This window comes from Bifidobacterium intestinale (genome assembly GCF_023656765.1).
GTDB lineage: Bacteria > Actinomycetota > Actinomycetes > Actinomycetales > Bifidobacteriaceae > Bifidobacterium > Bifidobacterium hominis.
Genome location: NZ_JAMOKR010000002.1, coordinates 413,460 through 431,515, shown reverse-complemented (window position 1 = coordinate 431,515; position 18,056 = coordinate 413,460). Strand labels below are relative to the sequence as shown.

Annotated in this window: 14 protein-coding genes and 1 tRNA gene; 4 read left to right on the top strand and 11 right to left on the bottom strand. The window is 57.2% G+C overall.

Annotated features, from left to right (window positions below; translation table 11 throughout):
- Positions 1-30: 30 nt before the first annotated feature.
- The 10 genes from pyrF to NBH13_RS04650 all read right to left on the bottom strand — a co-directional run bounded on the left by pyrF (position 31) and on the right by NBH13_RS04650 (position 13,024).
- Positions 31-975, bottom strand: coding sequence for an orotidine-5'-phosphate decarboxylase (gene pyrF / locus NBH13_RS04695; protein WP_099570803.1), 945 nt, complete (start codon positions 973-975; stop codon positions 31-33).
- A complete protein-coding gene (gene carB / locus NBH13_RS04690) occupies positions 975-4,355 on the bottom strand; it encodes a carbamoyl-phosphate synthase large subunit (protein ID WP_099595468.1) in 3,381 nt (1,126 codons plus the stop codon). Before carB ends, pyrF begins: the two co-directional genes overlap by 1 nt.
- Positions 4,348-5,538 (bottom strand): glutamine-hydrolyzing carbamoyl-phosphate synthase small subunit, encoded by a 1,191-nt coding sequence (gene carA / locus NBH13_RS04685; protein ID WP_284703013.1) that lies wholly within the window; start codon positions 5,536-5,538, stop codon positions 4,348-4,350. Before carA ends, carB begins: the two co-directional genes overlap by 8 nt.
- Before the next feature lie 114 nt (positions 5,539-5,652).
- Positions 5,653-6,096: a transcription antitermination factor NusB gene (gene nusB, locus NBH13_RS04680; RefSeq protein ID WP_099570806.1), complete on the bottom strand. Its 444-nt coding sequence runs from the start codon at positions 6,094-6,096 to the stop codon at positions 5,653-5,655.
- 22 nt (positions 6,097-6,118) lie between these two features.
- Entirely contained in the window at positions 6,119-6,682 is a 564-nt protein-coding gene (efp, locus tag NBH13_RS04675) for an elongation factor P (RefSeq protein WP_003836469.1), read from the bottom strand.
- 180 nt (positions 6,683-6,862) lie between these two features.
- Positions 6,863-8,062 (bottom strand): elongation factor Tu, encoded by a 1,200-nt coding sequence (gene tuf, locus NBH13_RS04670; RefSeq protein ID WP_003836467.1) that lies wholly within the window; start codon positions 8,060-8,062, stop codon positions 6,863-6,865.
- A gap of 169 nt (positions 8,063-8,231) precedes the next feature.
- A complete protein-coding gene (gene fusA, locus NBH13_RS04665; RefSeq protein WP_022244930.1) occupies positions 8,232-10,361 on the bottom strand; it encodes an elongation factor G in 2,130 nt (709 codons plus the stop codon).
- A 30-nt stretch (positions 10,362-10,391) separates the two neighbouring features.
- Positions 10,392-10,862: a 30S ribosomal protein S7 gene (gene rpsG / locus NBH13_RS04660; RefSeq protein ID WP_003836460.1), complete on the bottom strand. Its 471-nt coding sequence runs from the start codon at positions 10,860-10,862 to the stop codon at positions 10,392-10,394.
- A 5-nt stretch (positions 10,863-10,867) separates the two neighbouring features.
- Positions 10,868-11,239 (bottom strand): 30S ribosomal protein S12, encoded by a 372-nt coding sequence (rpsL, locus tag NBH13_RS04655; protein WP_003808601.1) that lies wholly within the window; start codon positions 11,237-11,239, stop codon positions 10,868-10,870.
- 744 nt (positions 11,240-11,983) lie between these two features.
- Positions 11,984-13,024 carry a bile acid:sodium symporter family protein gene (locus NBH13_RS04650; protein ID WP_033501328.1) on the bottom strand — a complete coding sequence of 347 codons (1,041 nt, stop codon included), beginning with the start codon at positions 13,022-13,024 and terminating at the stop codon, positions 11,984-11,986.
- A gap of 277 nt (positions 13,025-13,301) precedes the next feature.
- Here NBH13_RS04650 and NBH13_RS04645 point away from each other — a divergent pair.
- Together NBH13_RS04645 and NBH13_RS04640 are read left to right on the top strand one after the other, a co-directional pair.
- Positions 13,302-13,374 (top strand) — tRNA-His (locus tag NBH13_RS04645).
- Positions 13,375-13,485: 111 nt separating this feature from the next.
- Entirely contained in the window at positions 13,486-14,511 is a 1,026-nt protein-coding gene (locus tag NBH13_RS04640) for a threonine aldolase family protein (RefSeq protein WP_126016117.1), read from the top strand.
- A gap of 156 nt (positions 14,512-14,667) precedes the next feature.
- Here the strand turns inward: NBH13_RS04640 and NBH13_RS04635 are convergent, their stop codons facing one another.
- A complete protein-coding gene (locus NBH13_RS04635) occupies positions 14,668-15,846 on the bottom strand; it encodes a glycosyltransferase (protein ID WP_126016115.1) in 1,179 nt (392 codons plus the stop codon).
- Positions 15,847-15,872: 26 nt separating this feature from the next.
- Here NBH13_RS04635 and purT point away from each other — a divergent pair, with 26 nt between their 5' ends.
- Both purT and purC read left to right on the top strand, forming a co-directional pair.
- Positions 15,873-17,126 (top strand): formate-dependent phosphoribosylglycinamide formyltransferase, encoded by a 1,254-nt coding sequence (purT, locus tag NBH13_RS04630; protein ID WP_099570810.1) that lies wholly within the window; start codon positions 15,873-15,875, stop codon positions 17,124-17,126.
- 169 nt (positions 17,127-17,295) lie between these two features.
- Positions 17,296-18,048 (top strand): phosphoribosylaminoimidazolesuccinocarboxamide synthase, encoded by a 753-nt coding sequence (gene purC, locus NBH13_RS04625; protein ID WP_099570811.1) that lies wholly within the window; start codon positions 17,296-17,298, stop codon positions 18,046-18,048.
- Positions 18,049-18,056 lie beyond the last annotated feature (8 nt).

Genomic DNA, 18,056 nt, shown 5'->3' with positions numbered 1-18,056 from the left:
AATCTCAGCATCGGATTTGAGAACGCGCGATCACTCTTCTTCGTCGTCGTCCAAAACCTCATCATCGATTTCGTTCTGCGCTTCGATAAGCGCCTGACGAATATCGAGCGCCACGGATTCCGTGGCCGCGCTCAGAGAGGCAATATCCGGACCATGTGTGGCGATAAAACGAGATACGGTGACAAGCACATTGCCTTTAGTACCTTTGAATACCGTCTTAAGGTCGCGGGTTTCAGCACCTTGCCATCCGTAGCCCGGAGACAGAATAGGGCCGGTGAACTTGGCTGGGTCGATGCCGGAATCATTGATCCACTGACCGATGGTGGCTCCGATGATCAAGCCAACGGAACCCATACCGTCATTGCCCTTGTTGAATTTCTGCGCGGTGCTGGCGATGCCGTAGGCCACGGTTCTGCCCTTGTATTCGCCCGCCTGACGAATGGCTGTCTGTAGGCTGGCACCCTCTTGATTCGAGGTCAATGATGCGATGAACACGCCTCGACCGTTGTTGAGCGCGTCGTTGATCACGCCACCCAAAGAACGTGCGCCGTAGTACGGCAGCAAGGTGATGGCATCGGCCAGCAGAGGAGCTCCCGGCTTGAAATAGGCGTCGGCGAATGCGGACACTGTGGTCGGCAGACCGCCGTGCAGGCAGTCGACAATGGTGATGATTCCCATCTGACGGGCCGCATACAGTACCCGTTCGAGCGCCGCGATGCCTTTCGAACCGTAGCGCTCGAACATGGAGAACTGGAATTTGACGGCCGCCGCTCTACCATTGGCTGCCTGCAACATACGCATGGAGTAGAGCTCCGCGCCTAAGGCATCCACATTGTAGCCCCAGTCGGTAAGGAGTTGCCGATGCGGGTCGATGCCCACACACAGCGGACCATATTTGGCCATGGAATTGCTCAGACGCAGACCGAAATCCGAACGCTGGGCACTCATCTCTTCACTACTGAGGCTACTTACCATTACTCACGGCTTTCCAACTCGAACAGCTGCTGGGAATGATCCTGAATGCTCATGATCTGATAATCATTATTGCGCACAGCCTCGATGGCCATCAACACGGCGGAGAATTCCGTCATGGTGGTGAACTGAGGCAGATCCGCAGCAATGGCCGCCGAACGGATGGCATAGCCGTCGGAACGGGAGCCACGGGAGTTCGGTGTGTTGAGAATCAGATCGATGGCACCTTCTTCGATCAGCTGTACGACATTCTTGCCGACGCTGCCTTCCGCATGGTAGGTGGTGATTGGATCATCCGGATCGGAATCCATACGAACGCTGATCTTATCAACGATCTTGGAGTCGATGCCATAGCGGCGCAACACGGATGCGGTACCCTCGGTGGCCCAAATGTTGAAGCCAAGCTCCACCAAGCGTGCGGCGAACAACGGTAGCTGACGCTTGTCGGTGTCGTTCACGGAAATGAACACGTTGCCGCTTGTCGGCAAGCCACCGTCATAAGCGGCCAGCTGGCTCTTGGCGAACGCATGCGGGAAGTCACGGTCAAAGCCCATGACCTCGCCGGTGGAACGCATCTCCGGTCCAAGCAACACGTCGACGGTCTTGCCGAGCGGCGTGCGGAAACGCTTGAACGGAAGCACGGATTCCTTAACGGCAACCTGCTGACCGCGGCGAATATCACCACCATCGCCGTGAGGCAACAGCAAGTCGTTGTCACGCTGCTGCTGAATGGTTTCGCCAGCCATGATGCGGGCCGCTGCCTTGGCCAGTGCCACGCCGGTCGCCTTGGAAGCGAACGGTACGGTACGGGAGGCACGCGGATTCGCCTCGATGACGTACAGCGTGTTGGCCATGAAGGCGTACTGCACGTTGATCAGGCCTTGCACGCCACAGCCCTTGGCGATGGCATAGGTGCCTTCGCGCAGACGACGAATCTGATCATCGGAAAGGGTGCTCGGAGGCAAGGTGCATGCGGCATCGCCGGAATGCACACCGGCTTCCTCGACATGCTCCATAATGCCACCGATATACAGCTCCTCGCCGTCGAACAAGGCATCAACGTCGATTTCCACGGCGTCCTGCAGGAACTTGTCGATCAGCAGCGGAGAAGGCAGACGGCCAGAAACCACGGTATCGGCCTGGGCTTCCTTCAATGCGCGATCCACGTACTTGCGCAACTGGGCATCGTCATATACGATTTCCATGCCACGACCACCAAGCACGTAGCTCGGGCGCACCAGCACCGGGTAACCGATGTTGTGTGCCGCTTCACGGGCTTCATCAAGGCTCAGAGCGGTGCCGTAGCGAGGCGCGTTCATCTCGGCCTTCTTCAGCACTTCGCCGAAGAGCTCACGGTTTTCAGCCAGATCGATGGATTCAGGCGTGGTGCCGAGAATCGGCACGCCAGCAGCCTTCAGGCGAGCTGCCAGAGACAACGGGGTCTGGCCACCAAGCTGAACGATAACGCCCTTGACTGGGCCCATCTTCTTTTCGGCCTCGTAGATTTCGAGCACGTCTTCGAAGGTGAGCGGTTCGAAGTACAGGCGATCGGACATGTCGTAATCGGTCGACACAGTTTCCGGGTTGCAGTTGACCATGATGGTGTCATAGTCCTTGCCCAGTTCCTGCACGGCATGCACGCAGGTGTAGTCGAACTCGATGCCCTGACCGATACGGTTCGGACCGGAGCCGAGAATGATCACGGCTTCGCGCTCACGCGGGCGCAGTTCGCTTTCGTCCGCATAGCAGGAGTAGTAGTACGGAGTCACCGCGTCAAACTCGGCGGCACAAGTATCGACCGTCTTGAAGACCGGGCGAAGATCATACGACCAGCGCAGCTCGCGGATCGCGTTTTCACCTTCGTCTCCCAAGCGACGCAGGTGGGCGATCTGCAGATCGGAAAGACCAGCCAGCTTCGCCTTCTTCAACAGCTTGCGGCTAAGCTTCTCCGCTCCCTTGATTTCAAGAGCTGTCTCATTGATGAGTTCGAACTGGCGAATGAACCACGGATCAATCTTGGTGGCGTCGAAGATCTGCTGTTCGGTGGCGCCTCCCCACAGGGCGCGCTGGATTTGCAGATAACGATGTTCGGTCGGCACCTTGATGGCGTCCAGCAGCTCATCGACTTCCTGTGCGGAGGGCTTGTCGCCGTCCCAGTTAAAGCCCATGTGGCGCTTGTCGATGGAGCGCATGGCCTTGCCGAGGGATTCCTGGAAATTGCCTGCCAGAGCCATGGCCTCGCCCACGGACTTCATGGAGGTGGTCAGTGTCGGATCGGCACCCGGGAACTTCTCGAAGGCGAAACGCGGGACCTTGGTGACCACGTAGTCGATAGTCGGCTCGAAGCTGGCCGGTGTGGACTGCGTGATATCGTTCTGGATTTCGTCGAGCGTATAGCCAAGAGCCAGCTTGGTGGCGATCTTCGCGATCGGGAAGCCGGTTGCCTTGGATGCCAGAGCGGAGGAACGGGACACACGCGGGTTCATTTCGATGACGATGATGCGTCCGGTGTTCGGGTTGATGGCGAACTGGATGTTGCAACCGCCAGTATCGACGCCCACGCCGCGAATGATGGCGATGCCGATATCACGAAGCTTCTGATATTCGCGATCAGTCAGAGTGAACACAGGCGCCACGGTAATGGAATCGCCGGTGTGCACACCGACAGGATCCACGTTCTCAATCGGGCAGACGACCACGACGTTGTCTTTCTTGTCGCGCATCAGCTCGAGTTCGTATTCCTTCCAGCCTTCGATGCCTTCTTCGATCAGCACCTCGTCGGTCGGGGAATAATGGATGCCTGCGCCTGCGATGCGGTGCAGTTCCTCTTCGTTGTGCGCAATACCGGAACCGAGACCACCCATGGTGAAGCTCGGTCGCACAACCAGCGGATAGCCGAACTTCTCAGCGATCTTATCGACTTCTTCGAGGGAATGGGCGATGTCGGAACGTGCGGATTCGGCGCCAGCCTCCTCAACGACCTTCTTGAAGAGCTCACGGTCCTCACCACGGTCGATGGCTTCAAGGGAAGCGCCGATCAGCTCGACGTTGTACTTCTTGAGCACACCGGCCTCGCCCAGCGCCATGGCTGCGTTCAGTGCAGTCTGACCACCTAGGGTCGGCAGCAGGGCGTCAGGACGTTCCTTGGCGATGATCTGCTCGAGGATCGGCGTGGAGATCGGCTCGATGTAGGTGGCATCTGCCATTTCCGGATCGGTCATGATGGTGGCCGGGTTGGAGTTGACGAGAATGACTCGGATGCCTTCCTCACGAAGCACGCGGCAGGCCTGAGTGCCCGAGTAATCGAATTCTGCGGCCTGGCCGATCACAATCGGACCGGAGCCGATGACCATCACGGACTTGATGTCTGTGCGCTTAGGCATTGCGGGTTCCCTCCTTGGCGGAACGCATGAGATCCACGAAACGATCGAACAGATATGCGGCATCGTGCGGGCCGGCTGCGGCTTCCGGATGGTACTGCACAGAGAATGCCGGAATATCGACACACTGCAGGCCTTCAACCACGTTGTCATTCAGATCGATGTGGCTGACGAACACCTTGCCGTACTTGCCGTTTTCGAACGGCGCGTCAACGGTTTCACCAATCGGCGCGTCGACGGCGAAACCGTGGTTGTGCGCGGTGATTTCGATTTTGCCGGTGGTCATGTCTTTGACCGGCTGGTTGATGCCACGGTGGCCGAACTTCAGCTTGTACGTACCGAAGCCAAGCGCACGGCCGAGCAGCTGGTTGCCGAAGCAGATGCCGAAGAACGGATGGCCTGCATCAAGCACCTGACGAAGCAGGTCCACTTCAGGGGCGGCCTGTTCCGGATCTCCCGGACCATTGGAGAAGAAGACACCATCAGGATGAAGAGCTTCAAGCTCGTCGAACGTGATGGTGGATGGCACCACATGCACACGGCAACCACGCTCCGCCATGCGATGCGGAGTCATGGCCTTGATGCCCAAATCGACGGCGGCGACGGTGTACAGCGGCTCCTTGCCTTCGAATTCACCGCAAGGTTCGATGGTGTAGGCCTGCTTGGTGCTGACCTCGTCGTAGAGGCTCATCCCCTTCATCTGCGGAGTGGATTTAACCTCGTCGAGCATGGATTCGATAGTACGCAGCTTGCCATTGTCGTCAAGCAAAGCGTCACCGGAGAAAATCGCAGCACGCATCACACCGGCGGAACGCAGGTGACGCACCAGCTTACGGGTATCGATATGGCTGATGCCAACAATCTTGTTGGCTTCCAGATCGTCATCAAGGCTGCCGGTTGCGCGCCAATTGCTCACGCTCGGGCTAGGATCGCGCACGACGTAGCCGGCAACCCAGATTCGCGAGGATTCCGGATCCTCCCCATTGATTCCCGTGTCCCCAATATGAGGGAACGTCTGTACCACGATCTGACGATCGTAACTGGGGTCCGTAAGCGTCTCCTGATAACCGGTCATGCCGGTTGCGAAAACGATCTCCCCACTGGTCGTGCCGATCGCGCCGTAAGGCTCACCCACATACACCTGTCCGTCTTCGAGAACGAGAACGGCATCTTGAGGGTCAAACATCACGGCTTCGGAATCATACTGGTTCACCAAAACCCCCTTATAGTCAAGGTATTCGTACCAAGGATAGCGGCCGGTTAGGACTCGCGACCCGGCCGAATCGCTTAACTTTCAGCTTTACTCAGCTGAAGGTTCGGTCGGTTGCCCATCCACTTGAACGGCATCCGCATCAGCGCTGACAGCGCTGAGCAGACCGTGGATGAATGCCGGTGATTCATCATCACACAGCGTCTTGGCAAGGCCAAGCGCCTCGTCGATGGCCACCATATTGGGAACATCATCATTGAACATGATCTCCCACGCCGCGATACGCAGAATATTGCGATCGACAACGCCCATACGCTTGACCTTCCAACCGGTGGAATGCTCGTCAAGCGTGGAATCGATGGCTGCGATATGTTCCGCAACGCCACGAACGATTTCGATGGCGTATTCAGGCAGCGGAGTCTGGGCGCCGGGCTGCTCAATGCGCTCAGCAAGAAGGGACAGGATGTCCTGTCCCTTCTCATCCGCTTCATACAACGTATTCAGAGCCCTCTTACGAGCGGTGGAACGTGCCATGAAACTTCTTTCGTCCTTACTCTCAGTTCTCGCGGCCGAGGTAGGAGCCGTCGGTGGTGTTCACCTTGACCTTCTCGCCTTCGCCGATGAACAGCGGAACCTGAATTTCGGCACCAGTCTCAACGGTGGCCGGCTTGGTGCCAGCGTTGGAGCGGTTGCCCTGCAGACCCGGTTCGGTATGGGTGACGGTCAGGATCACGGAAGCCGGCAGTTCGACGGACAGCGGGGTGCCATCGTGGAAGGACACGACGCAGTCGGTTCCTTCCAGCAGGAACTTGGCCTGGTCGCCGACGAGGGTCTTCGGAATGTAGATCTGATCGTAGGTGGTCATATCCATGAACACGAAATTGTCGCCGTCCTCGTAGGAGTACTGGAGGTTGCGGTTGTCGACGGTTTCGAATTCCATCTTCATGCCGGCATTGAAGGTCTTGTCGACGATCTTGCCCGAGAGCACGTTCTTGATGGTGGTGCGCACGAAAGCGGGGCCCTTGCCCGGCTTGACGTGCTGGAACTTGATGACGGCCCACAGCTGGCCATCGAGGTTCAGGACGGAACCGTTCTTGATGTCATTGGTAGTCTGTGCCAAATTAACTCACCTATTTCTTCGTCTAACAGGGAAAGCTTAAAAAGAGCCTTGCTCATTATGCCACGGTGTGCATACTTTGTCGGTAAGCCTTCCATATATAGGAAAACCTCCCTCGGCAAAAATGCCTTGGGAGGTTTTCCTAAAACGCTAGTTCAAGCGTGTCTTGACATCAAGCAGAAACTACTCGATGATCTTGGTGACACGGCCCGAGCCGACGGTGTGGCCGCCTTCGCGCACTGCGAAGGTCAGGCCCTCTTCCATAGCGATCGGCTGGATCAGCTCAACGCCGAAGGTAGCGTGATCGCCCGGCTGCACCATCTCAACGCCTTCCGGCAGGGTGATAACGCCGGTGACGTCGGTGGTACGGAAGTAGAACTGCGGACGGTAGTTGGAGAAGAACGGCGAGTGACGACCGCCTTCGTCCTTGGTCAGCACGTAGACTTCGCCCTCGAACTTGGTGTGCGGGGTCACGGAGCCCGGAGCAGCCAGAACCTGGCCACGCTCGACCTGGTCACGGTTGATGCCGCGGAGCAGCAGACCGGTGTTGTCGCCAGCCTCGCACTCATCCATCTGCTTGTGGAAGGTCTCGATGGAGGTGACGGTGGTGGTCTGGGTCGGACGGATACCAACGATCTCGACGTTGGAGTTGACCGGGAGCTTACCACGCTCGACACGGCCGGTAACCACGGTGCCACGGCCGGAGATGGTGAACACATCTTCGATCGGCATCAGGAACGGCTTGTCCAGATCGTGAGTCGGGGTCGGGATGTACTCGTCGACAGCCTTCATGAGTTCCTTGACGGACTCAACCCACTTCTCGTGATCCGGAGCATCGTCGTGCAGTGCGCCGTAAGCGGAGGTGTGGATGACCGGGCAATCGCGATCGAAGCCGTTTTCGTCGAGGAGGTCACGGACCTCTTCCTCAACGAGCTCGATGAGCTCTTCGTCGTCGACCATATCGCACTTGTTCAGAGCGACGAGGATACGCGGCACGCCCACCTGACGAGCGAGCAGCACGTGCTCGCGGGTCTGAGCCATCGGGCCGTCGGTAGCAGCCACAACGAGGATAGCGCCATCCATCTGGGCAGCGCCGGTGATCATGTTCTTCACGAAGTCGGCGTGGCCCGGGCAGTCGACGTGAGCGTAGTGACGCTCAGCGGTCTGGTACTCGATGTGGGCGATGTTGATGGTGATACCACGCTGCTGCTCTTCCGGAGCGGCGTCGATCTGGTTGAAGTCGTAAGCCGGGTTGATGTCCGGGTACTCTTCGTGCAGGACCTTGGAGATGGCTGCGGTCAGGGTAGTCTTACCGTGATCGACGTGGCCAATGGTACCAATGTTAACGTGCGGCTTAGTACGCTCGTACTTTTCCTTTGCCATGTGTTTTGTCCTCCTGGACGTCTCGTAGTAAGCCTTGAACTCGCTTCAAGGCACTCGCTACATTTTACTGGGTTTGACGGGTTTGTGCCACTTTGGAGCCCGAACCCAGTCAGCGCTACAAAATACTAGCGCTGACTGGAGACAGTTTCCACTTAAGCGGCAGCGCGTGTCACTCGCCGCGCTGGGCCTTGATGATCTCCTCGGAGACGTTCTTCGGAACCTCAGCGTAGGAGTCCATCTGCATGGTGAACATTGCGCGGCCCTGGGTCTTGGAGCGAAGGTCGCCGATGTAGCCGAACATCTCGGACAGCGGAACCTTGGCGTCGATGACCTTGACACCGGTGGAGTCGGTCATGGACTGGATGGAACCACGACGGGCGTTGATATCGCCCATCACGTCGCCCATGTACTCTTCCGGAGTACGCACTTCCACGGCCATGATCGGCTCGAGGATGACCGGCTTGGCCTTCGGAGCAGCTTCCTTGAAGCACATGGAACCTGCGATCTTGAAGGCCATTTCGGAGGAATCGACGTCGTGGACCTGGCCGTCGGTGACGGTAGCCTTGACGCCAACCACCGGGAAGCCGGCGAGCACGCCGGATTCCATGGCTTCCTGCACACCAGCATCGATGGAAGGAATGAATTCCTTGGTGATGTGGCCGCCGGTGACCTCGTTGACGAACTCGTAGGTCTCGCCCTCTTCGGTGTTGAGCGGCTCGAAGTTCATCAAGACCTTTGCGAACTGGCCGGAACCACCGGTCTGCTTCTTGTGCGTGTATTCCTGGTTCATGACGGCCTTGCGGATCGTCTCGCGGTATGCAACCTGCGGGTTACCCACGTTGCACTCCACCTTGAATTCACGACGCATACGGTCGACGATGATGTCGAGCTGCAGCTCGCCCATGCCGGAGATCAGGGTCTGGCCGGACTCTTCGTCGGTCTTCACCTGGAAGGTCGGATCTTCGTCGGACAGCTTCGCCAGAGCGATGCTCATCTTCTCCTGATCGGCCTTGGTCTTCGGCTCCACGGCCACCTCGATCACCGGATCCGGGAAGGTCATGGATTCGAGGGAGATCGGAGCCTTTTCGTCGCACAGGGTGTCACCAGTGGTGATGTTCTTCAGGCCCACAAAGGTGTAGATGTTGCCGGCCTCGGCGGCATCGACCGGGTTCTCCTTGTCGGCGTGCATCTGGAAGATCTTGCCGACGCGTTCCTTCTTGCCCTTGGTGGAGTCAAGCACGGTGTCGCCCGGAGCGACGGCGCCGGAGTAGACGCGCACGAACACGAGCTTGCCGTAGAACGGGTGGGTAGAGATCTTGAAGACCAGAGCAGAGAACGGATCATCGGTGGTCGGCTTGCGATCGATCTCGATGGATTCGTCCTTCGGATCGAAACCGACGATGGACGGAACGTCCTCCGGGCTCGGCAGGTAGTCGACGACGGCGTCCAGCATCGGCTGAACACCCTTGTCCTTGAAGGCGGAGCCACAGAGCACCGGGTAGGCTTCACGGTTGATGGTGAGCTTACGGATGCCGCCACGGATCTCGTCCTCAGTCAGTTCGCCGGACTCGAGGTACTTCTCAAGCAGCTCTTCGTCGGACTCTGCGACCTGGTCGAGCAGCTCTGCACGATACTGCTCAGCCTTGTCCTGCAGGTCGGCCGGGATGTCGGTGGTGTCGTAGTGAGCGCCCATATCGCCGGAAACATCGTTCCAGACGTAAGCCTTCATACGAATCAGATCGACGACGCCGGCGAAGTCGTTCTCAGCGCCGATCGGCAGCTGCACGACAAGCGGGGTCGCGCCCAGCTTGGTCTTGATGGTGTCGACGGAGTAGTAGAAGTCAGCGCCGAGCTTATCCATCTTGTTGATGAAGCAGATACGCGGAACGCCGTACTTGTCAGCCTGACGCCACACAGTTTCGGACTGCGGCTCCACACCTTCCTTGCCGTCGAACACGGCAACGGCACCATCGAGCACACGCAAGGAGCGCTCCACCTCGGCCGTGAAGTCCACGTGACCAGGGGTATCGATGATGTTGATCTGGAACTTCTGCTTCTCGTCATGGGTCTGACGGTTCCAGAAGCAGGTGGTTGCAGCGGACTGGATGGTGATGCCGCGTTCCTGTTCCTGAGCCATGAAGTCCATCGTCGAGGCGCCGTCATGGGTCTCGCCGATCTTGTAGTTCTTGCCGGTGTAGTACAGGATACGTTCGGTGGTAGTGGTCTTACCGGCATCGATGTGAGCCATGATGCCGATGTTACGGATCTGGTTGAGATCATTGAGCACGTCTAGTGCCATGAGTGTTCCTTAACTCTCGTTCTCGACTAATTACCAGCGGTAATGAGCGAAGGCCTTGTTGGCCTCTGCCATCTTATGAGTATCCTCGCGACGCTTGACAGAAGCACCAAGGCCATTGGAGGCATCGAGGATTTCGTTGGCCAGACGCTCAGCCATGGTCTTCTCACGACGGGCGCGGGAGAAGTCGGTCAGCCAGCGCAGGGACAGGGTGTTCGCACGAGCCGGCTTCACTTCGACCGGAACCTGGTAGGTAGCGCCACCGACGCGGCGGGAGCGAACCTCGAGGGACGGACGGATGTTGTCGAGAGCGCGCTTAAGCACTGCCACCGGCTCCTGATCGGTCTTTTCCTTGACCATATCGAGAGCGGAGTAGACGATATCTTCAGCGATCGACTTCTTGCCGTCGAGCAGAATCTTGTTGATGAGCTGTGCCACAACGGTGGAACCGTAGATCGGATCCGGCAGCAGCTGATGCTTCTTGGAAGGTCCTTTACGTGACATATCTCTTACTTCGCCTTCTTTGCTCCGTACAGGGAACGACCCTGCTTGCGATCCTTCACACCCTGGGTATCGAGGGCGCCACGAACGATGTGGTAACGAACACCCGGCAGATCCTTGACACGGCCGCCGCGCACGAGCACAATGGAGTGCTCCTGCAGGTTGTGGCCTTCGCCCGGGATGTAAGCGGTGACTTCCACACCGGAGCTCAGGCGCACACGAGCGACCTTACGCAGTGCCGAGTTCGGCTTCTTCGGGGTGGTGGTGTAAACACGGGTGCACACGCCGCGGCGCAGCGGGCTTCCCTTCAGTGCCAAAGTCTTGGACTTCTTCGGCTTTGCCTGACGTCCCTTACGGACGAGCTGTTCAATAGTAGGCAACTTGAATTCTCCGATTCAGTGGTTTCTCTTGCTTTCGTGTGACCGCCGCACTGCACCCACACTCCACGCATCTGAATCGTGAAGATAGCCACAGTCCACCGGCCCGATGGCCCATCCCTCTCTCACCGCCGCATTGCTGCGCGTGATGCAATCGAGTTCCGGGATATCCCAACCCGCACGCCTGTTACATAAGGCATGCCGTTGGCACACACGAATTACTATTATACGGATCCCCGAGACATTCCAACATGCCGTGTCGCAAGTCGCAAAAGGGATGGCCCCGAATCCTTTCGAATCCGGGGCCATCCGTCTGGGAAGGAGGTTCCCACTTCTTTGCCACGCGCCGCCTTGCGCGCACTCTTCAGTCTCGTTGTCTGTTTTGCATTTGCGGCCCGGCGCGTTCGCCGTACTACCCCATCGCCGCCATCTCGAATCGCTATTGTTCAGTTATATCTTAAAGGCGTTGCGCATGAACCTCGCGGCCATAGACGCTTCGTTGCGACCTGACGAATCCTCGACTGATCCACAACTCCGGCCTTCGGTTACAGTATACCTTAAAACGAACAAAAAATACAGGTGAAAACGCCCTTAAATCCCAATAATTTCAATCATTTTGTCTACATCAGCGTAATGTAACAAAACATCACAACGACACGTTTACACCACTCAAAATAGAACATTCCCTGAATCATTTTGAAAGATTCAGGGAATGCGCAATATAACGACGAAATCTACTGACGACTGTCAGCCGTTGGCCGTTTCGACGGCGTCTTCACGGGCCTTCGCAGCCGAGCCCTTCTCGCCATTGTCGGAATCAGGATGAATCTGATGCCTGTCATCATGCTCACGCCACCAGCTGGACAGCACGGAGCCGGAAATGTTGTGCCAAACGCTGAAGAACGTGGACGGCACCGCGGCCAACGGATTGGACGCGAACGACGTCAGTGCCAAAGTCGCCCCCAACGCGGAATCCTGCATGCCGACCTCGAAGGTGATGGCCTTCTGTTGCGCATAACGGAAGCCCTTCGGATACACCTTGTACATGAGCTTGGAGAAGCCGAAGCCCAGCGCATATCCGCACAGGTTGTGCAGAATGACCACCGGAATGGCAAGCAGCGAGGAAGCCACGAACAGCTTCGGACCGTTGGCCGCGACGACCACGCCGATGATAAGCAGAATGGCCACCTGGGACACGATCGGCAGAGCGACCGTGATCTTCTCGATCTTCTCGCCGAAAATGGCATGGCAGATCACGCCAAGAGCGATCGGGAACAGCACCACCTTAACCGCATTGAGGAACAGGGATTCCACCGGAACCGACACATACTGGGAAGCGAGCCACTGCATCAACAGCGGAATCATGAACGGCGCGCACAGCGTGGACAGAATGCCGATGGACACATCCAGCGCCACATCGCCACGGCTCAGATAGCTCATCACGTTGGACGAGGTTCCGGACGGGCAGCAGCCGACCAGAATCACACCGACGGCGAGCGCACCATCAAGACGGAAAATCCAGCACAGCAGCACAGCCACCAACGGCATGATGACGAAGTGGGCCACGGTGCCGACGATGACCATCAGAGGCTGGGTGAGAATGCGCTTGAAATCGTCGAGGGTCAAGGTAAGACCCATACCGAACAGCACGATACCCAGGAAATAACCGGTATAGGACTTGCCCCACAAGCTTGCCTGCGGCACGAAATAGTTAAACACGGCCCACACAATCACAATCGCGGTGAACCACTTGGTAAGCCAATCACCAAACGCTTTGACCTTCTGCATGAATATCTCTTCCTTCACACTTCACAGCTTTTCGGCCGATGATCCACATACGCCGAAAATACTCCGAGACGGCTCGCACCGCCGTTACCGCACACCCTCCCGCATGCAGCGACTACAAGGTACGCGTGAGTTTCTGCTTTGCGTAGCATGCCGTTCACATAATGAACGTTCCGCAGTGCAAGCCAACGACAGGCACGCGCAACACGCCGATGTAGACATATCGGGAAAATCGTGTATAGTTTTCACCTGTTGCGCTTCTACATGAAGCGAGAACATGGTGGCTATAGCTCAGTTGGTAGAGCATCTGATTGTGGTTCAGAAGGTCGCGCGTTCGAGCCGCGTTAGCCACCCCGATAGAGACCTCGGAAGAAATTCCGAGGTTTTTTGTTATCCAGACGGCTTGAATACAGCAAACCGCCGATCGCAAGTCATCAGCATAAGTCAGATACAAGGAGCGCATCATGCTGTCTTTTGAAAACGACTATTCCTGTACGGCAACACCGGAAATCATCGAACACATCGAACAGATCGCGCAGAACCAATATCCGGGTTACGGCAATGACAGCATCTGCGAAAGCGCGAAAACCAAGATTCGTGAGGCATGTTCCTGCCCCGACGCTCAGATCTTCTTCCTGGTAGGTGGCACGCAGACCAATCAGACCATCATCGACTCCATCACACCGCAGTATGCCGGCGTGGTCGCGGCAAGTACCGGCCATGTGAACGTGCACGAGGCGGGCGCCATCGAATTCACCGGACACAAGGTGCTGACGCTCCCCCACCATGACGGCAAAATCGATGCGACCGAACTCGACGAGTACTGCGCCACGTTCTACGCGGACGGCAACTACACGCACATGGTGTTCCCCGGATGCGTGTACATTTCACAGTCCACCGAATATGGCACGCTCTACACGCTCGCCGAACTCGAGGCGATCCGCAAGATCTGCACGAAGTACGACATGCCATTGTTCATCGACGGCGCACGACTCGGCTACGCGCTGACCGCAACCGGCAACGACGTGACGCTTGAAGACATCGCACGCATCGCGGACGTGTTCTACATCGGTGGCACCAAGGTGGGTGCCATGTTCGGCGAAGCGGTGGTGTTCACGCATGGCAACATGCCGAAGAACTTCGTGACGCTTGTCAAGCAGCATGGAGCTTTGCTCGCCAAGGGCTGGCTGCTGGGCGTGCAATTCGACACGCTGTTCACCGACAACTTGTACTGCAGAATCGCACGTCATGCCAATGACGCGGCCGACCGCATTCGCAAAGTGCTCGTGGAACGCGGCTATACGCTCACCTTTGACGCGCCGACCAACCAGATCTTCATCACGCTTGACAACGAGACGTCCGAACGTTTACAGCGCAACGTACGCCTCGGCTTCATGGAAAAGGCCGACAACACGCACACGGTGATGCGCATCTGCACCAGCTGGGCCACCACCGACAAGCAGGTTGAGCAGCTGATCGCACTGCTGTAGCGCATCGCCGATGAGAATAGGCATAGACTAATTCTCAAAAAAACGAACAATAAGAGGCGCGGGACTTGCATCCCACGCCTCTTTTGTTTACACAACAGCCATTAATCGCATACGTGGCTTCATTTACGCCGCGTATTACGCATATTACGCATTACTTCATTTGCTGATATTGTCAGAGATTGCCTCGCGTTCCATCGCAATGAACTTATGCACGGACGCCTCCACTGAATAATATTCCTTGGTGTGCTCGGCGTAGACTTCGCCCCATTTCGACAATTCGTCGGGGTGGTCGATCCACCAATCGATACGTCTCGCCAACGATTCCACATCGTCAACGGGGAACAGCGACTCATCCCGCAACGCAAACTGGCCTGCCGCACTCAACGGCGACGAGGCGATCACAGGAACCAAGCCGGCAGCCATACCCTCGATCACACTCACCGACTCAAGATCGGCAATCGAAGGATGCACCAGCAGATTGCTGGAACGCAGCAAAGCCGGCATTTCTGCGTTCTTATGAAATCCAATCGACGCCGGTCTGGAAAGCAAGCGTGACGCAAGTCGCTGCAATTTCTTTTTTAGAGGACCAGTGCCGGCAATCGTCAATTCAATATCTTGCGCATGCCTGCAACGCGCGATCGCCTGAATCAACGCAACATGATTCTTTTCGTTCGTCAATCGTCCGGAAGCAACGATATGGAACGGAACCGGCGCGGACTTCCCTGCATCGCGCTGCGTTTTCGGAGTGAATCGCGCTTCGTATCCGTTGGAAATCACGTGCAGTTTCGCTTTGTATCCGTGGGAACGCAGCAGACTTGCGCCAAGTTCGGTGGGCACATGCACATGGTCGATTTTGCGATACAGCCACAGATTGAACAGCCAGTAGATAAACGAGTCGATACCCGGAATATATTTCAGCGGGCCCGCCGAATACGTGATGTTCTCCGGCTGCACATGATAGCCCGCAGTAACCGCGATTCCCATCTGTTTGGCGACTTTGCAAGCATGTTGACCGAAACGGAACGGGGTGTAGATATGCACCACGTCCACTCCTTGAAACGCGGTTCTGAACAGCGTGTCGCTCGGCTCGGCGAACTGCATCTGCTGCTGCTTCGCCACCCAACTGACCAGAGGCACATGGTTGACTCGCGCCGGGTATTCAGGCGCACCAATGCCTACGAGTCTGACCGTATGGCCTTGCCGTTTCAATTCCTCCGCCCATTGCAATGCCGAATTCGAAGTGCCATTGCCTCGGTTTCCCGACGTGTCGACCACCATGGCGATGGTCAGGGGGCGTTGCGTTTCTTCCTGTTCCGTCTCAGACATGCACTCCATCCTACGCCGATGGCACAATAGAAGACATGACTGAAGAGAATCATGCCTTGGGCACTCCGCTTGGTAAGCATCCGACTCGTGTTCTATTTCTTGGCTCCGGCGAGCTAGGCAAGGAAGTCACCATTGAATTGATGAGACTTGGCGCATGGGTATGTGCGGCCGATTCCTATGAAGGCGCTCCGGCACAGCAGGTGGCGCACGAATACCGTGTGCTCGACATGGCCAATGCCGAACAGTTGCGAACATTGTTCGACGAAATTAAGCCGGACATCATTGTTCCGGAAGTTGAAGCGATCGCCACCAGCGAACTGGCCGCCGCGGCCGAACGTGGCGCCCAAGTGGTACCTAGCGCCGAAATCGCATCCATTTGCATGGATCGCGAACGTTTGCGCGTGCTCGCGCATGAGGAATTGGGTTTGCCGACCACCCCGTACCGCTTCGCAGGCTCGCTGGAAGAGCTTCGCGCTGGGGCAGAAACGGTTGGCTACCCGTGCGTGGTCAAGCCGATTATGAGTTCTTCCGGTCATGGCCAGTCCGTGGTTCGTTCCGCCGATGCGATTGACGCGGCTTGGGTTGAGGCACAGGAAGGTCGTCGCGCGCACGACGAGGGTGACGTTTCCCGAGTGATTGTAGAAGCGTTGGCTCCATTGGATTACGAACTGACCGTGCTGACCGTCAGCTCCAGCGCCGGTATCGTGACCTGCGCTCCGATCGGACAGCGTCAGGAAAATGGTGATTATCGCGAATCCTGGCAGCCTGCTTCCTCCACTCCACAAGTGCTTGAGCAGTCGCAGCAGATCGCACGCCGTGCGGTGGAAGGCTTGGTGGGCAAGGCCAAGGCTTCTGGCGAACATGGTTGGGGTGTATTCGGCGTGGAATTGTTTGTATTGACCGACGGTTCCGTATTGTTCAATGAGGTTTCGCCGCGCCCGCACGACACGGGCATGGTGACGATGGCTTCCCAACGGTTGAGCGAGTTCGCCCTGCATGCGCGCGCGATTCTTGGACTTCCGATCACGCAAGATCATGTCGCGCTGTCGATTCCGGAAGGTTCGGTTGCAGCCAGCCATGCGATTGTGGTGGAAGGCGACGGCGAGGCTGAATTCCGCAATGTCGGTGCGGCATTGGCTGAGCCGGGCACCGACCTGCGTATCTTCGCCAAGCCGGAAGTGCACGGCCATCGCCGCATGGCAGTCGCCTTGGCTCTTGGAAGCGACGAAAGCGACGCACGCAACAAAGCCGCACAGGTCGCACGGTCACTTGATATTGCAGTCATCTGACCCTATTTCAACCTCAATGTGATTCCACGATAGAATCTTTGTACGGAAGTCGCACGGGAGGCTTTCACAACTCGGCCGGGAACGCGCCGATTGTAGCCTCCCGTTGGTATCTTGTTAACCATCAAGTTCACCAAACTATCTACCTCCCAAACACCAGGAAAGGCGAGTAATGGAGAAGTTGGAAAAGCTCTACGAGGGCAAAGCCAAGCAACTGTACGCAACTGAAGATCCGGAAGTACTCTGGGTCGAATACAAGAACTCCGCTACCGCAGGTGACGGCGAAAAGAAGGAAGACTTCGCCGGCAAGGGCAGGCTGAACAACCTCATCACCACGCTGATCTTCGATCTGCTCAAGAAGCGTGGTATCGACAGCCATCTGGTGGCCCGCGTGGGCGAAACCTCCCAGCTGGTCAAGAAGGTCACCATGTTCCCGCTCGAGATCGTGCTGCGTAACACCGCCGCCGGACACTTCTGCTCTCGCTTGGGCGTGGAAGAGGGCATCGAGCTCAAGGAGCCGGTGCTGGAGTACTTCCTGAAGAACGACGATCTGCACGATCCGTTCGTGAACGATGACGATCTGGTTGCGTTGGGCGTGTGCACCCGTGAGGATCTGGCTGAGATTGCTCCGCTCGCCCGCCGCATCAATGAGGCCCTGATCGAGATCTTTGCCAAGATCGATGTCAAGCTTGTGGACTTCAAGATCGAAATGGGTCGCACTTCCGACGGCACTCTGCTGCTCGCCGACGAGATTACCCCGGATTCCTGCCGTCTGTGGGATCAGCGTGATCATTCCGGCAAGGTGGAGCATCTCGACAAGGATCTGTTCCGCCGCGACCTGGGCGACATCATCCCGGCCTACGAAGAAATCGAAAGCCGTTTGGCCGAACTCGCCAAGTCCGAAGGCATTGAAGTAGCCGAATAATACTTGCG

What these genes read in the sequence shown, in the direction of transcription:
- carA (WP_284703013.1), bottom strand. Translation starts at nt 5,538, where the DNA reads ATGTTTGACCCTCAAGATGCCGTTCTCGTTCTCGAAGACGGACAGGTG.
- NBH13_RS04650 (WP_033501328.1), bottom strand. Translation starts at nt 13,024, where the DNA reads ATGCAGAAGGTCAAAGCGTTTGGTGATTGGCTTACCAAGTGGTTCACC.
- fusA (WP_022244930.1), bottom strand. Translation starts at nt 10,361, where the DNA reads ATGGCACTAGACGTGCTCAATGATCTCAACCAGATCCGTAACATCGGC.
- pyrF (WP_099570803.1), bottom strand. Translation starts at nt 975, where the DNA reads ATGGTAAGTAGCCTCAGTAGTGAAGAGATGAGTGCCCAGCGTTCGGAT.
- NBH13_RS04635 (WP_126016115.1), bottom strand. Translation starts at nt 15,846, where the DNA reads ATGGAGTGCATGTCTGAGACGGAACAGGAAGAAACGCAACGCCCCCTG.
- purC (WP_099570811.1), top strand. Translation starts at nt 17,296, where the DNA reads ATGGAGAAGTTGGAAAAGCTCTACGAGGGCAAAGCCAAGCAACTGTAC.
- carB (WP_099595468.1), bottom strand. Translation starts at nt 4,355, where the DNA reads ATGCCTAAGCGCACAGACATCAAGTCCGTGATGGTCATCGGCTCCGGT.
- rpsG (WP_003836460.1), bottom strand. Translation starts at nt 10,862, where the DNA reads ATGTCACGTAAAGGACCTTCCAAGAAGCATCAGCTGCTGCCGGATCCG.
- nusB (WP_099570806.1), bottom strand. Translation starts at nt 6,096, where the DNA reads ATGGCACGTTCCACCGCTCGTAAGAGGGCTCTGAATACGTTGTATGAA.
- NBH13_RS04640 (WP_126016117.1), top strand. Translation starts at nt 13,486, where the DNA reads ATGCTGTCTTTTGAAAACGACTATTCCTGTACGGCAACACCGGAAATC.
- tuf (WP_003836467.1), bottom strand. Translation starts at nt 8,062, where the DNA reads ATGGCAAAGGAAAAGTACGAGCGTACTAAGCCGCACGTTAACATTGGT.
- purT (WP_099570810.1), top strand. Translation starts at nt 15,873, where the DNA reads ATGACTGAAGAGAATCATGCCTTGGGCACTCCGCTTGGTAAGCATCCG.